Here is a 14,159-nt window from a genome sequence, read left to right on the forward strand (position 1 = left end):
GCATGTCCACCGCCATCGCAGAAGCACCTGCCGACACGACCCAAGAGGCCGCGATCCAGTCCTTCATCGTGACCTTCAACATCCGCCGGTTCGACCCCGAGGTCGACGCCGAGCCGCACTGGGTCGACTACGACGTGGAGCTGTACTCCACTGACCGCGTGCTCGACGCGCTGCACAAGATCAAGTGGGAGGTCGACGGCTCGCTGACCTTCCGCCGCTCCTGTGCACATGGCATCTGCGGCTCGGATGCGATGCGCATCAACGGCCGCAACCGCCTCGCCTGCAAGACGCTGATCAAGGACCTCGACATCTCCAAGCCGATCTACGTCGAGGCGATCAAGGGCCTGCCTCTCGAAAAGGACCTCGTCGTGGACATGGAGCCGTTCTTCGCCTCCTATCGCGAGGTCCAGCCGTTCCTCGTCGCGAACTCCGTGCCGGAGAAGGGCAAGGAGCGCGTGCAGACGATCGCCGACCGTGAGATCTTCGACGACACCACCAAGTGCATCCTGTGCGCCGCGTGCACCTCGTCGTGCCCCGTGTTCTGGACCGACGGACAGTACTTCGGTCCGGCCGCGATCGTGAATGCGCACCGCTTCATCTTCGACTCGCGCGACGACAACGCCGCCGTGCGCCTCGACATCCTCAACGACAAGGAAGGCGTCTGGCGCTGCCGCACGACCTTCAACTGCTCCGAGGCCTGCCCGCGTGGCATCGAGGTCACCAAGGCGATCGCCGAGGTCAAGCAGGCGGTCCTGCGCGGCCGGCGCTGACCGCTCTCGCGCTGTTCGACACGCCTCCGCCCTTGGATAGGGTGGAGGCGTGTCTGATTCCGGTGGCGCCGCGCCCGAAGCCGGTCGCCTCGATGTCGCGGTCGAGCGCGCCACGGCACTGACCCAACGGACGCTGGGCCTGTTCCCTGTCCGAGTCTGGCGCCACTTCCTGCAGCACAACGGATTCCTGCTGGCTGCCGGCGTCAGCTACCAGGCGCTGTTCGCGATCTTCGCCGCGATCTACCTCGCCTTCGCGATCGCAGGTCTGTGGCTCGGTGGCAGCGAAGCGGCAGTCAACGGCCTGATCGAGATGATCAACAACTACATCCCCAATCTGATCGTTCCCGAGGGCGGACTGGTCACACCTGATCAGGTGCGGAAGATCGCCGCAGGCACGACGAGCCTCCTGAGCATCACCGGCTCGATCGCCCTCGGCACCGTGATCTGGACGGCGATCGGATGGGTGACCTTCTCACGACGCGCGACCAGGGACATCTTCGGTCTTCCTCCCGACCGGCGCAGCTACCTGCTGTTGAAGGCACGCGACCTGCTGGCGGCGCTGATCTTCGGTGTCGCGCTGATCGTCGGTTCGCTGCTCAGCTCAGCGAGCGCTGCGGTGCTGAGCTGGGTGCTCTCGCAACTGGGGTGGGATTCGGGGTCGGACGGCCTGAACACCAGCATCCGCATCGGCACCGTCCTGGTCTCGTTCGCATTGCTGTCCTGCGCCCTCGCTGCGATGGTGCGTTTCCTCACCGGCACCTCGCTGCGGTGGCGCATCATCTGGCCCGGCGCGCTCCTCGGCGGCGGCGCGATGACGGTCCTCCAGTTCGGTGCGGGTTTCCTGCTGAGCTACACTCCCTCCAACCCGCTGCTCGCCACCTTCGCGATCTTCATCGGTCTGCTGCTGTGGTTCCGGATCAACGGCGTCGTGATGCTCGTCGCGTCCTCCTGGATCGCCGTCGCTGCACACGACCGTGACGTCCCGCTGCTGCATCAGACCGAGGCGGAGCGGCGCCTGGTGGAGTACCAGGCACTCCTGACCGCAGCGCGCATCCGGGTGCGAGAGGCCCAGACCGTCCGCGACACCGCCCCGTGGCATCGCGCTTGGGCGGCAGGTCGGTCTCTGCGCGCGGCGGAGGCGGAGCTCGCCGATCTGGAGGCGTCCCCGCCTCCGCCGGCCGACACGGCCACGCCGCTCGCGCAGCGGCTCCTCTCCGAGCTGAATCGCGGCGCGAGGGACGGCAACGGGGCGAGGGACGCCAAGGGCGCTCGTGATGTCGGCGGCCCTCGTTAGGCTTGTCCCCATGCCTCATCTGCGTATCGCCTCGGTCAATGTCAACGGAATCCGGGCGGCGGCCCGCAACGGGATGAGCGGATGGCTCGATCACGCCGATGTCGACATCCTGACGCTGCAGGAGGTCCGCGGGCAGGACGAGCACCTGGAAGCCGCCCTCCCCGGATGGACGTTCGTGCATGACGAAGCCACAGCCAAGGGCCGCGCCGGCGTCGCGATCGCGAGCCGGGTGCCGGCGCTCGCGTCGCGCACCGACTTCGGCGACGCCGACTTCGATTCGAGGGGGCGCTGGATCGAGGCCGACTTCCTGATCGGCGATCGTCCGCTCACCGTCGTCAGCGCCTATGTGCACTCCGGCGAGGCCGACACTCCGAAGCAAGACGAGAAGTGGAAGTTCCTCGACGCGTTCGGACCACGCCTCGCCGAGCTCGGCGCCGACGACGCGCTCGCGCTCGTCACGGGCGACCTGAACGTCGGTCACCGCGAGCTCGACATCAAGAACTGGCGAGGAAACCGCAAGAAGGCTGGTTTCCTGCCCCGCGAGCGCGCGTACTTCGACCGTTTCCTCGGCGCAGCCGGCACCGAGGTCACCGGGGTCGACGGCTCGGTGGGCACGGGCCTGGGCTGGGTCGACGTGGGGCGTCGCTTCCACGGTGAGGTCGAGGGCCCGTACACGTGGTGGTCCATGCGCGGCCAGGCGTTCGACAACGATTCCGGATGGCGGATCGACTACCACTTGGCGACGCCGGCACTTGCGGAGCGCGCCACCGCCTACCATGTCGCGCGCGCCGCGGCCTACGACCAGCGGTGGAGCGATCACGCTCCGGTGGTCGTCGACTACACCTACTGAGGCTCCTAGCGACCGCGAGCGCGGCCGAGGCCGTCGCCCTGGTCGAGGTACCGGTACCACCCCCGGTATTCGAGGACAGTGCCGAACAGAGGGTTCGTGGCACGCATCCTGATGGTGCGGCGACGGCGGTCCTCGTCCCACCCGTCTTCGAGGTCGACATCGACGCCGAAGATCCCGCCGAGCGGGATCCGTCGTCCGGCGAAGCGCAGGGCGACACGGCGGGTGCGCATCCGCAGGGCACCCTCGTCGGTGACGCTGCAGTGCTCGAGCATCTCGACGCGGCCGCGCGCGCCCAGGACATTGTGCACGATGCCGGCCCGCGGGGTCGTGGTCAATCGGTCGGTGATGTACTGCGTCGAACCGGGGAAGCGGAACTCCCTCGTCGTATCGAGCGTCGCCTGCCCCGACACGGTCGCACCGCAGCGCACGGTCAGCGTGAACGGCACGTCGCGTCCGAGACGGGTAACGAGCATCCGCGGCCCCACGAACGGACGCCCGAGCGCGGACAAACGCCCGAGACGGCTGCCGGCGACCTCGAACACCCCTTCGGCACGGTCCTCCTCTGGGGCGACAGCGCGCATCTGCGCCAGGATCTGCGGATGCAGGCGCTCCGCATCCGCGCCCAGGGCGCGAAGGAACACCTCTCCCCTGGCCGTCACTCGCGCGCCTCCTCGCGGTACGGCTTGACGGTCGCCGGTACTGCTCCATCGGTCGGGAACTCGCACTCGAAAGCACCGCGATACCCGAACAGGAAGCCGAGCAGGTCGTTGCGCACTTCGAGGTCGATCACGAAGCATCCACGCTCGTCGTCGAAGCGCTCGGTCAGGTGCGCCCGCCCGCTGAACAGCATCGGGAAGCGGAAGGCGATCGGGCCTTCGTAGAAGCGCTGCGCTCCCGAGGTCAGGCGCAGACCGCCGTCATCGGTCACCGCGAGGTCCAGGTCGACCGCGAGATGCTGATGCGTGCCGAGGTAGTCGATGATCCGCCCCCGCTCCTCGCTGTAGATCATGGTCGCATCGAAGCGGCGGCGGCGACCGGGACGCACACTCATGGTGCGCACGAACGTCACGGTCTCACGTCCGAGACTGTCGATGTAGGCGTGGTTGTCGATCTGGAAGGGAATGTCGGTGCCGCGTTCAGGGAACATGATGTTGCGCATCGTGCCGATCGCGAGGAACGGCAGCGTCCACCACGGGCCACGCCGCACCTCGGACATCACTCCGCGCCCCACGCAGCCATAGCCCGCGGCGACGCCGACGCCGAAGCGCCGCTGCAGTTGCGGATGCAGGCGCGCGAAGTCCGCCCCGAGTGCGCGTGCGAACACACTGTCGCTGGCGCTCATGAGCTGATCACCTCGAGAGAATCCGGGGCGTCCTGCATGATCGTGCGCTCCCTCCGGTGGGGCGGGCGCGAACGGCAGCGACGTGCCCGCGGCCCTCTGCGGCGCAACGAACGCCACCCACTGAGGCGTTCCGGATCGATGTCGTCCTCCGCCCACATCCGGAGTCGATCGAAGCTGCGCGCGGTGAGCCACCACACGAACCTCCGGATCACCATCCGGTCGAGGATCCGGCCGAGCCGACCCCACCCCGGCGTGTAGTCGTATCCGGTGATGAAGCGCACGCCGCCGTCGGCCGGGATGTAGCGCCAGTAGCCGCGGCCGGCCTGCAACGGCGACAGCCGGTCAGCGGAGTCGAACACGAGCGCCGAGGTGCGCTCTCCCCGCGGGCTCTCGCGCGTACCGAGCGAGACTCCGGTGCCGCGGATCGTGTGCACGCGCAGATCGAGCTCGTAATCGAACTCCTGAGCGCCGTCCGGCCGTCGGTGCAGGGGCCGGATCGCGGTGAAGCGCGCGTCCCAGCGCACGTGTGAGTCAGGATCCTGCGTGAGGCGCCAGACGGTCTCCAGCGGCGCCCGGATGAGGATCTCCACGTACAGCGCGCGATCCCGGCGAGCGGGTGCGGGGCTTTCGTGGCGGGACGGAGCCGACATCCCGTCAGCCTAGACGACCGAGTCGTCGCCTCGATGAGGAGCGGCCGCGTGGATGACCATAGGATTGACGTCGTGACCAGACCTCGCCTCTACTCCGGAATGCAGCCCTCCGCCGACTCTCTCCAGATCGGCAACTACATCGGCGCGCTCCTGCAGTGGCGAGACCTGCAGAGCTCCTACGATGCCTACTTCTCGGTGGTCGATCTGCACGCCCTCACGGTCGCGCAGGACCCGTCCGTGCTGCGCGAGAAGACGCGACGCACCGCCGCGCAGTACATCGCCGCGGGGATCGAGCCGTCGCTGTCGACGCTGTACGTGCAGTCGCACGTGCGAGCACACGCCGAGCTGGCGTGGATCCTCAGCACGATCACGGGCTTCGGCGAGGCCGGCCGGATGACACAGTTCAAGGACAAGTCCTCTCGCTACGGGCAGGACGGCACCAGCGTCGGTCTCTTCACCTACCCGGTGCTGATGGCGGCTGACATCCTGCTCTACCAGACCGATGTGGTGCCCGTCGGCGACGACCAGAAGCAGCACGTCGAGCTGACGCGCACGCTCGCCGAGCGGTTCAACTCCCGCTTCGGTGAGACGTTCACGGTGCCGATGCCCGTCATCCAGAAGGAGACGGCGCGGATCTACGACCTGCAGAACCCGACGTCGAAGATGTCGAAGTCCGCAGAGAGCGATGCCGGCGTGATCTGGATGCTCGACGATCCCGCGAAGTCCGCGAAGAAGATCATGCGGGCCGTGACCGACAACGAGGGTTCCGTGCGCTTCGACCGGGAGAACAAGCCCGGCGTCTCCAACCTGCTCACGATCTACGCGGCCCTCACCGGTCAGCAGGTCTCGTCGATCGAGAACGAGTATGCGGGCCGCGGGTACGGAGACTTCAAGAAGGGTCTCGCCGAGGTCGTGGTGAACGAGTTCGCGCCCGTGCGTGCGCGCGCGCTGGAGCTGCTGGACGACCCCGCGGAGCTCGATCGCATCCTCGCGGAGAACGCCGCGAAGGCGGATGCCGTCGCCGATGCGACGCTGTCCGACGTCTACGACCGGGTCGGCCTGCTGCGTCGCGTCTGAGCGCCCCTAGGATGGGGTCGTGACCGATCCGCAGCTGCCCCCGCCGTCCGGCGCCGTTCCTCCTGTTCCCCCTGCGCCTTCCGGCGCGGTTCCGCCGCCTCCGGTCGCGCCGCCGTACCCTGCACCGCCGACCGGCCCCGCGTACTCGGCAACTCCTGCTGCGGAGTACGCGGCCCCGCCGACGGCATACTCGGCTCCGCCCGGCGCCTACCAGGTGCCTGTGGGAGGCTATGCGCAACCGGCTGGCGGCTACGCCGTGCCGGATACCGCTCCGCGCAGGTCAGGGCTGCTCGGCGTTCTCGCGCTCCTCTTCTCGCTGGTCGCTGCCGTGGTCACACCCATCGTCGTCGGCGTCGCCTCGTATGAGATCGGCCGCCGCATCCCGGAGGCCGCCTCCCGCGTCGACGACTTCGATTCTCTGGCGTGGCTCTCCCCCGCGCGCGATCAGGTGCTATGGGCTGAGCTGTCGTTCTGGACCGGTACCATCCTCGGCATCGCGGCGATCGTCGTCGGCATCCTCGCGATCGTGCGCAGGCAGGGTCGCGGACAGGGCATCGCGGCGCTGATCATCTCCGCCGTCGGCCCGGTGATCTTCTTCCTGGTGGTCCTGGTGGCGCTCACGCTCGGTGGTGCAGCCGGAGCTGCCGGGCTCTACAGCTGACCACCAGAAGCACCACGGGGCGCGCTCAGCGCGGCGCGTGGTGCTTCTGCTGTGCGGCGACCAGTCCCTCGGCGACGAGGAGCTCGACCGCATCCGCGGCATCGTCGACCAGGATCGGCAGGTTCGCTCGCTCGTCCTTGCTGAACGGCGAGAGCACCCAGTCCGCAGGATCCTGGCGCCCGACAGGTCGCCCGATGCCGACGCGCACGCGCGGGAAGTCCGGGGTGGCGATGGCCCGCGCGACGTCGCGCACGCCGTTGTGACCGCCATGACCTCCGCCGATCTTGAGCTTGACAGTGTCGAAGGGGATGTCGAGTTCGTCGTGCACGACCACGATCTGCTCCGGCGGCACGGAGTAGAACCGCGCGAGGGCGGCGACGGGAGTGCCGGAGACGTTCATGAAGGTGTTGGGCTTAGCCAGCACCAGCTTGTCAGCGCCGGGCCGCAACCACGTCTCAACGACTCGCGCGCCACCCTTGTGCTCTCGAAAGCTCTCGCTGCGGCGCGCCGCGAGCTCATCCACGACCATCTGGCCGATGTTGTGACGCGTCGCCTCATACCGCGGCCCGGGGTTGCCGAGTCCGACCACGAGCCAGGTCGATGTCATGTTGTTCTCGTCCTCTCGGTCCGGGCCGCCTGAGCGACCCGGTCAGGATACGACAGAGGGGACGCGATCGGATCGCGTCCCCTCTACGGTGAAACTGGCGGAGATCACTCCGCGGCGGCCTCCTCGGCTGCTGCTTCGCCCTCAGCGGCCTCGTCCTCTTCGCCGAGGTCCTGCTCGGCGGGGATCGAGATCGCGACGACGAGCACGTCGGCGTCGGTGAGCAGCGACGAGCCCTTGGGGAGCACGACGTCGGCAGCGGTGATGTGCGCGCCGTCTTCGAGACCCTCGACCGACACCTCGATGTTCTGCGGGATGTGGGTCGCCTCGGCCTCGATCGAGATCGTGTTGGCGTCCTGGTTGACGGTCGTGCCGGCAGCCGGCTCGCCCACGACGATGATCGGAACGTCGATGGCGACCTTCTCGCCCTTCTTCACGACGAGGAGGTCGATGTGCTCGATGATCTGGTGCACGGGGTCCTTCTGGACGTCCTTGACCAGGGCGAGCTGGGGCGTGCCCTCGATGTCGAGCTCGAGCAGCGCGTTGGCGCGGCGCAGGAGCAGCGAGACCTGGTGGCCCGGCAATGCGACGTGCACGGGCTCGGTGCCGTGACCGTAGATGACGGCGGGGATCTTGCCGGCGGCGCGCAGGCGACGGGCGAAGCCCTTGCCGAAGCTCGCGCGGAGCTCGGCGTGGACCTTGGTGTCTTCAGACATGAGGTTCTCCTTCGGAACACGCAGCGAAGGTGCCGCGCGGTGGTCTGTGAATAGTGATCTCGAACGCAGACGCGTGAGGAAAGCCACCGGGCTTGCTTCGCCGCGTCGATAACGGATGACAGCGCACGCGCTGAAGCATCCCTCGCCGAGGTACAGGCTCAATGGTACCGGATGACCCGATAGGCTGAGAACACCGTTCCCTTCTGCAGATCACGGAGACCTCATGCTCGACGGCGCCTTCCTCTCGCACGTACTCCTCTGGGTCATCGGAGCGATGACCGTGTGCGCCGCTGTGACGTCGTTCGTCGCACTCTTCGCTCTCGGCCGGTCGGGCTACCGCAAGGACTGACGCTCCGGGCTCCACCCCCGCCCACGCATCACCCGGCCCACGCATCACCCGGCCCACGCATCACCCGGCCCACGCATCACCCGGCCCACGCATCACCCGGCCCACGCATCACCCGGCGCACGTCTCCGTGGCCGCGCTGATGATGGAGGTCGCTTCGTGGACATCCGCCGACTCGTCGACGCTGATGCCCCGCTCGTCCGCCTGCAGCGGCTCCCACGTCTGCAGCTGCGACTCCACCAGCGATGCCGGCATGAAATGGTCCCCTCTCGAGCGGACCCTGGCCTCGAGAGCCGCTCGACTGACCGAGAGCTCGGCGAAGAACGCATCCGGCGACTGGGCACGGATCGCGTCGCGATAGGAGCGCTTGAGCGCCGAGCAGGCGATCACGATGTGCTCGGCATCTCGGAGGGCTGCACCCACGACCGTGAGCCACGGCATCCGATCCGCGTCGTCGAGCGGGATCCCGGCCGCCATCTTCTCGACGTTGGTGCGCGGATGCAGGTCGTCGGCGTCGATGAATCGTGCGCCGACGCGCTCGGCGAGCGAGCGCCCGACCGTGGACTTGCCCGACCCGCTCGGTCCCATCACGACGATCCGCACTACCACTCCTCCATCACTCCACCGGTCACACCAGCGGAGTGACCAGTTCCATTCTCGCAACCCGCACAGTGACCGTCTGACCATGGGCCACCGCGGTCTGCGCGCGAGGGGCTCCGGTCATGACGACATCGCCGGGGCCGAGCGGCGACCACGAGGCGACGTAGGCCAGGCACTCACGGATCGACATCGGCAGGTCGCGACTGCCCGTCGCGCACACCACGACGTCGTCGACCAGCAGCTCCAGCTCGACGTCGTCGATGTCGGCCCCGGTCTCGATCCACGGCCCGAGCGGCGTGTACCCGTCCCCCGACTTCGATTCGAAGTTGCGCGGGTCCCACTGCCCCCGATCGGGGCTGGAGAGGTCGTTGACCGCTGTGACCCCGAGCACGAACTCGTGTGCGTTCTCCACGGTGAGACCGATCGTGGGCCGTGCGATCACGACGGCGATCTCGCCTTCCGCGACCGGGGTTCCCGCGTCTCTCCGGACTCGCACCGCGGTGCCGGAGCCGACGACGGTGCGTGGGCTCTTCAGCCAGGCCTGCACCGGCGAGGGATGCGCCGGACCGTTCTGTGCGATGCCCACCACGACGAGGGGATCGACGGGGGCGATGATCGCGCCGTCGACGGGGCCTCCGGCATCCGAGGGCAGGCGGCCCTCGGCAGCCGCGAGGAACGGATCCTCGATGGGGACGAAGCCCGAGCCCTCGAGCCTGGCGAAGCGCGGACCCGCCGACGTCGCGACCCGCACGATGCGCATCAGATGACCGCCATCGTGATCGGAGGCAGCAACGCGCCGCTCATCGACCGACCGCCGCGATCGACACGGTCGTCGCGAACACGTCATCGCCACCCTCGCCGCGAGACACCTTGATCGCGTCGTCGATACGCGTGAGGTCGCGACGCAGAGTCTCGGGAGCGAGGAACGTGGAGGCGGTGGTGATCAGCGCGAGCACGGCCATATAGATCGCGAGCAGCACCCAGTTGCCGCCGGTGACGGCGATCAGATAGGCGCCGAGCACTCCGGCGAGGCCACCGGCCAGCACCGCGGAGATCTCTCGGGCCATCGCGACGCCGAGGTAGCGGTGACGGTTGCCGAACAGCTCAGGGAGCATGGCACACTGCGGTCCGAGCATGCTGTTCACCGCGACGCCGATGCCGATCGCGATCGCGCCGATGGCGATCGCGTGGTTGCCGAGCGACAGCAGCCACCACGCAGGGAACGTGTAGATCAGCATGAACACCGCACCGAAGCGGTACACGGTGCGACGGCCGAAGCGATCGGACAGATGCCCGGTGAGGGGCACCGAGAAGATGCCGATCAGCGACCCGAGCGTGACGCCCCAGGTGAGCAGGCTCCGATCGGCGGTGTCGCCGGCGACGGCCACGAAGAACGCCAGCCCCAGCGTGTTGAACATGTACGAACCGCCGTTCTCGGCCATCCGCAGGCCGATGCCGACGATGACGCCGGGCAGACCGTGCGTGAAGATGTCGCGGATGGGCCGTTCCGCGATCTGCTCGTGCTTCTCGAGCTCGACGAAGGTCGGCGTCTCGCGCAGGCGCATGCGGATGAAGAGGGCGAGGAGGATCAGCACGAACGATGCCAGGAACGGAACGCGCCAGCCCCAGCTCAGCAGCTGGTCCTCCGGGAGCAGCGTGATCAGGCTGAACACGACGGCCGCGAGCAGGGTGCCCGCTTGGATGCCGATGAACGGCAGCGCGGAGAAGAATCCGCGGCGCTTGACCGGTGCGTACTCGGCCATCAGGACGGTCGCACCCGCCTGCTCGGCACCGGCGCCGAACCCCTGCAGCAGTCGCATCAGCACCAGCAGGACCGGCGCCCAGAGTCCGATGGCCTCGTAGGTGGGCAGCAGTCCGATGGCGGTCGATGCCCCTCCCATGAGCAGGATGGTGGCGACCAGCACCCACTTGCGTCCGAGCTTGTCACCGAGCACGCCGAAGAACAGACCGCCGAACGGGCGCGCCAGGAAGCCGACGCCGAACGTCGCGAACGCCGCGACCGTCGCCATGGCGGGGTCGTCCTGCGAGAAGAACAGGACATTGAAGATCAGGGCCGTCGAGAGCCCGTACAGGGCGAAATCGAAGTACTCCAGTGCGCTGCCGATGCTCGAGGCGAGCGTCGCCCTGCGCAGATTCGCCGCGTACTCCGGGTCATCCGGCACTGCTTCGGCGGGGGTGCTGGTCTTGGTCACTGCCATCTCCTTCGATCGGCTTCGCCAACGGCGTGAGCACGACGATACCAGCCTGTTGAATGCAGTTCAACCCTTTGGACGGACGCCGGGCGCAGTAATCTTCTCGACGGATACCCGTGGGCGCCAGGGTCAGCGCCGGGCGGCGGCGCTGAACGGGTTCGTGAGGACGGCGGCAGCCTCGCGGAGCGCTCCGCCGACACGTTCGATGCGCTCGTAATCCGCCTCGCCCGCCCTGATCGCCACACCGAGAGCGAGCGGCGGATCGGACGGCGCCCAGGCGCTCAGCGGCACCGCCACGCCGACGACGCCGCGCAGCGACTCCTCGGCATCGATGGACCAGCCGCGGCGTCGCGCCGCCTGGAGCACGTCCAACAGCGCACTCATCGTGGTGGTGCTGCGCTCGGTGAGCGCGGGGAACACGGCGCCCTCGCCCAACAGTGCGATGACCTCGGCATCGGTCATCGCGGACAGCAGCGCGCGCCCGGTCGCCGAGAGCGGTGCCGGCAGGCGCGATCCGAGCGGCGTACCGAGCCGCAGCGACTGCGAGCCCTCGTGGCGCGCGAGGTACAGGGCATCGGAGCCGTCGAGCATGGCGACCTGCACCAGCTCGGTGTGCAGCACCGGCGACGCTTCGCAGACGCTGTAGAACTCACGCACCTGATTGAACTGCGCGGCGAAGGCGCCCCCCAGTTCGGCGGTGCGCAGCCCGAGACGGTAGCCCTGCGGGGTCCGCTCGATCATGCCCCCACCCTCGAGGGCGAGGCAGAGGTTCGCGGTCGACGACTTCGCCAGCCCGAGATCACCCGCGAGCTCGGTGAGCGTGCGCGGACCTCCCGCCTCGGCGAGCAGTCCCAGCAGACGGATGCTGCGCGTCACCGCCGGTGCGGGATCGCGTCCCTCGCGACTATCGTCATCCATGCGCCGGCCTTTCTCGTGGTCAGTAGAACTCGACCGTATCGACGACCGCGCGCAGCGGCTCGCCATCCAACAGGCGCGCCGCGTTCTCGGCGAAGCGGCGTGCGATCCGCTCCTCCTCCTTCGAGTTGAGCGCTGCTGTGTGCGGGCTGACCAGCACGCGCGGATGCGTCCACAGCGGCGACGACTCCTCGAGCGGCTCCTGCTCGAAGACGTCCAACGCCGCGAAGGAGATCCGCTCATCGTCGAGCGCCGCCAGCAGCGCCTCCTCGTCGATGACCGTGCCGCGTCCGACGCTCGCGATGATCGCGCCGGGCTTCACCGCGGCGAGCACCTCGGCGTCGATCAGGTGGTGCGTCTGGGCGGTGCCGGGAAGCGTCACGACGATCGCATCGACCTCCGCGACGGCGGCCACGAGCTGATCGAGCGGCACGAGCCGCTCGACGTGCTCGACCGCGTCCCCGGAGCGCGTCGTGCCCCAGACCCTCGCGCCGAGCGCGGAGAACCGACGAGCGCACTCCACGCCGATCCCGCCGAGGCCGACGACCAGGACGGTCATCTCGTCGACCTGACGCATCTCCCAGCGGTCAGGCCACGTGCGGCTGGACTGATCGGCGAGCAGCCGAGGCAACCCCTTGGCCCCGGCGATGACCCCGAACACCGCGAACTCCGCCAGCGGACCACCATGCACGCCGGCGCTCGTGGTGAAGACGACACGATCCAGCGCCGCGCGGTCCAGGTCAGCAGCCTTCACGGTGCCACCGCCACCGGCGGCCGTGGTCATCACCCAGCGAAGGCCGGGGTTCGCATCGACGGTGCGCGCCAGCTCTGATGCCGAGACATCGGGGATGCCGAAGAGCGCATCCGCCGAATCCACCAGCGCTTCGAACGCCTCCTGCTGCTCAGGCGCGCGGACGAACTCCGGGTCGCCCGACCAATCGGCCGGACCGCGCATCGGCGGAAGCAGCGTGTGATCGCGGATGAGCTCGATCCGCGGTTCGAGCTCCTCGATCAATCGGCAGAGCTCCTCGCGCAACGGCACCGCCACGACGACACGCAAGCGGTTCTCGGTTCCGGCCATGTTGATCCCTTCCTCGGGAAGTCGATGGGTGCCACTCTAGCTCAGATCCATCTAGTTGAACCCTGTCCGCTGGGTTGGATCTTTGCTACCGTGACACCATGAATGCCTCCACCGCCGACGTCGGCGTCATCGGTCTCGGCGTCATGGGTCGCCCCATGGCCGATCATCTCCTGGCCGCCCGCGGTCACCTCGTGATCCACGCGCGCCGCCCCCAACCCGAACTCGTCGCTGCAGGAGCGACCTGGGCGGAGACGCCACGCGCGCTCGCCTCCAGCGTAGACGTCCTGCTCGTGATGCTCCCCGATCTCCCGCAGCTCGAGGAGTTGCTCGACGGGCCGGACGGCCTGCTCGCAGGTTCGGGCGAGCTGCTGGTCCTGATCGGCTCGACCTCCTCCGCACCTGCTGTGCGGAGACTGGCCGAACGCCTGCACGATGAGACCGAGGGGCGCGTGCGCATCGTGGACTGCCCGGTGTCGGGCGGAGAGGATGGCGCGATCGCCGGAACGCTGTCGATCATGCTCGGGGGCGCGGACGACGACGCCGCGATCGCCGCCGAGGTGCTCGCGGCGTGCGGCTCCCCTGTCCACCTCGGCCCCCTGGGTGCCGGCGAGGTCGCCAAGGCCTGCAATCAGCTCGTCGTCTCGGCGACGATCCTGGCGCTCGGCGAGGCCACCGTCCTCGCCGAGCGATCTGGTCTCGACCTCGACGCGCTCTGGTCGCTGCTCGGCGGCGGGTACGCCGGCTCCCGCCTGCTCGACTCGCGCAAGGAGAAGCTCGTCTCCGGCGACGACTCCCCCAGCGGGATCGCGCAGTACATGGTGAAGGACCTCGGGTACGCCGCCGACATCGCCGATGCCACCGGGACGGCGACGATCCTGCTGCCCACCCTCCGCGCGGCGTTCCAGGAGATCGTCGCGGACGGCCTCGGCGACCGCGACATCAGCGTCACACGCCGCTTCGTCGCGAACCGTGACACAGCGGCACCCTGAGCCCGTACACAGCGATACCCTGAAACCACACCTTCTTCACGATCGAGGAGC

Annotated in this window: 17 protein-coding genes; 7 read left to right on the forward strand and 10 right to left on the reverse strand. The window is 68.6% G+C overall.

Features of this window, described 5'->3' with window-relative positions:
- Window positions 1–2: 2 nt before the first annotated feature.
- Genes KZC51_RS14595 through KZC51_RS14605 form a run of 3 tightly spaced genes read left to right on the forward strand, consistent with a single transcriptional unit; the run spans window position 3 to window position 2,914 of the window.
- Window positions 3–770, forward strand: coding sequence for a succinate dehydrogenase iron-sulfur subunit (locus tag KZC51_RS14595; RefSeq protein WP_141871286.1), 768 nt, complete (start codon window positions 3–5; stop codon window positions 768–770).
- Window positions 771–819: 49 nt separating this feature from the next.
- The gene (locus KZC51_RS14600) at window positions 820–2,064 is read left to right on the forward strand and encodes a YihY/virulence factor BrkB family protein (protein ID WP_247630761.1); all 1,245 of its coding nucleotides are present in this window, start codon (window positions 820–822) and stop codon (window positions 2,062–2,064) included.
- A 10-nt stretch (window positions 2,065–2,074) separates the two neighbouring features.
- Window positions 2,075–2,914, forward strand: coding sequence for an exodeoxyribonuclease III (locus KZC51_RS14605; protein WP_247630762.1), 840 nt, complete (start codon window positions 2,075–2,077; stop codon window positions 2,912–2,914).
- 5 nt (window positions 2,915–2,919) lie between these two features.
- Here KZC51_RS14605 and KZC51_RS14610 read toward each other — a convergent pair whose 3' ends face one another.
- From KZC51_RS14610 to KZC51_RS14620, 3 genes are read right to left on the reverse strand one after another with little or no spacing between them, the layout of a single operon-like run.
- On the reverse strand, window positions 2,920–3,573 hold the full coding sequence (locus tag KZC51_RS14610) for a DUF4166 domain-containing protein (RefSeq protein ID WP_247630763.1): 654 nt from the start codon (window positions 3,571–3,573) through the stop codon (window positions 2,920–2,922).
- Entirely contained in the window at window positions 3,570–4,256 is a 687-nt protein-coding gene (locus KZC51_RS14615; RefSeq protein ID WP_247630764.1) for a DUF4166 domain-containing protein, read from the reverse strand. The genes KZC51_RS14610 and KZC51_RS14615 overlap by 4 nt, the downstream gene beginning before the upstream one ends.
- Window positions 4,253–4,906, reverse strand: coding sequence for an SRPBCC family protein (locus KZC51_RS14620; RefSeq protein ID WP_247630765.1), 654 nt, complete (start codon window positions 4,904–4,906; stop codon window positions 4,253–4,255). Before KZC51_RS14620 ends, KZC51_RS14615 begins: the two co-directional genes overlap by 4 nt.
- 72 nt (window positions 4,907–4,978) lie before the next feature.
- Between KZC51_RS14620 and trpS the strand changes: the two genes are divergently transcribed.
- Entirely contained in the window at window positions 4,979–5,983 is a 1,005-nt protein-coding gene (gene trpS / locus KZC51_RS14625; RefSeq protein ID WP_308194307.1) for a tryptophan--tRNA ligase, read from the forward strand.
- Window positions 5,984–6,002: 19 nt separating this feature from the next.
- Window positions 6,003–6,644: a hypothetical protein gene (locus KZC51_RS14630; RefSeq protein ID WP_247630766.1), complete on the forward strand. Its 642-nt coding sequence runs from the start codon at window positions 6,003–6,005 to the stop codon at window positions 6,642–6,644.
- Between the two features lie 25 nt (window positions 6,645–6,669).
- Here the strand turns inward: KZC51_RS14630 and pth are convergent, their stop codons facing one another.
- Window positions 6,670–7,251 carry an aminoacyl-tRNA hydrolase gene (pth, locus tag KZC51_RS14635; RefSeq protein WP_247630767.1) on the reverse strand — a complete coding sequence of 194 codons (582 nt, stop codon included), beginning with the start codon at window positions 7,249–7,251 and terminating at the stop codon, window positions 6,670–6,672.
- A gap of 104 nt (window positions 7,252–7,355) precedes the next feature.
- The gene (locus KZC51_RS14640) at window positions 7,356–7,964 is read right to left on the reverse strand and encodes a 50S ribosomal protein L25/general stress protein Ctc (RefSeq protein WP_247630768.1); all 609 of its coding nucleotides are present in this window, start codon (window positions 7,962–7,964) and stop codon (window positions 7,356–7,358) included.
- Between the two features lie 223 nt (window positions 7,965–8,187).
- On the opposite strand from KZC51_RS14640, the gene KZC51_RS17750 reads away from it, so the two are divergent.
- Window positions 8,188–8,313: a hypothetical protein gene (locus KZC51_RS17750; RefSeq protein ID WP_281732142.1), complete on the forward strand. Its 126-nt coding sequence runs from the start codon at window positions 8,188–8,190 to the stop codon at window positions 8,311–8,313.
- A 108-nt stretch (window positions 8,314–8,421) separates the two neighbouring features.
- Here the strand turns inward: KZC51_RS17750 and KZC51_RS14645 are convergent, their stop codons facing one another.
- From KZC51_RS14645 to KZC51_RS14665, 5 genes are all read right to left on the reverse strand, one after another.
- Window positions 8,422–8,919, reverse strand: coding sequence for a gluconokinase (locus KZC51_RS14645; RefSeq protein ID WP_247630769.1), 498 nt, complete (start codon window positions 8,917–8,919; stop codon window positions 8,422–8,424).
- A gap of 19 nt (window positions 8,920–8,938) precedes the next feature.
- Window positions 8,939–9,670: a fumarylacetoacetate hydrolase family protein gene (locus KZC51_RS14650; RefSeq protein ID WP_247630770.1), complete on the reverse strand. Its 732-nt coding sequence runs from the start codon at window positions 9,668–9,670 to the stop codon at window positions 8,939–8,941.
- A gap of 40 nt (window positions 9,671–9,710) precedes the next feature.
- Window positions 9,711–11,129, reverse strand: coding sequence for an MFS transporter (locus tag KZC51_RS14655; RefSeq protein ID WP_247630771.1), 1,419 nt, complete (start codon window positions 11,127–11,129; stop codon window positions 9,711–9,713).
- A 123-nt stretch (window positions 11,130–11,252) separates the two neighbouring features.
- Complete coding sequence (locus KZC51_RS14660) at window positions 11,253–12,041, reverse strand: IclR family transcriptional regulator (protein ID WP_247630772.1); 789 nt, start codon at window positions 12,039–12,041, stop codon at window positions 11,253–11,255.
- Window positions 12,042–12,060: 19 nt separating this feature from the next.
- Window positions 12,061–13,119 carry a D-2-hydroxyacid dehydrogenase gene (locus KZC51_RS14665; protein WP_247630773.1) on the reverse strand — a complete coding sequence of 353 codons (1,059 nt, stop codon included), beginning with the start codon at window positions 13,117–13,119 and terminating at the stop codon, window positions 12,061–12,063.
- Between the two features lie 98 nt (window positions 13,120–13,217).
- Between KZC51_RS14665 and KZC51_RS14670 the strand changes: the two genes are divergently transcribed.
- Window positions 13,218–14,108, forward strand: a complete 891-nt coding sequence (locus tag KZC51_RS14670) for an NAD(P)-dependent oxidoreductase (protein WP_247630774.1) — start codon at window positions 13,218–13,220, stop codon at window positions 14,106–14,108.
- The last annotated feature ends 51 nt before the right edge of the window (window positions 14,109–14,159 follow it).

The sequence above is a fragment of the Microbacterium croceum genome (assembly GCF_023091245.1).
GTDB classification, from domain to species: Bacteria; Actinomycetota; Actinomycetes; order Actinomycetales; family Microbacteriaceae; genus Microbacterium; species Microbacterium croceum.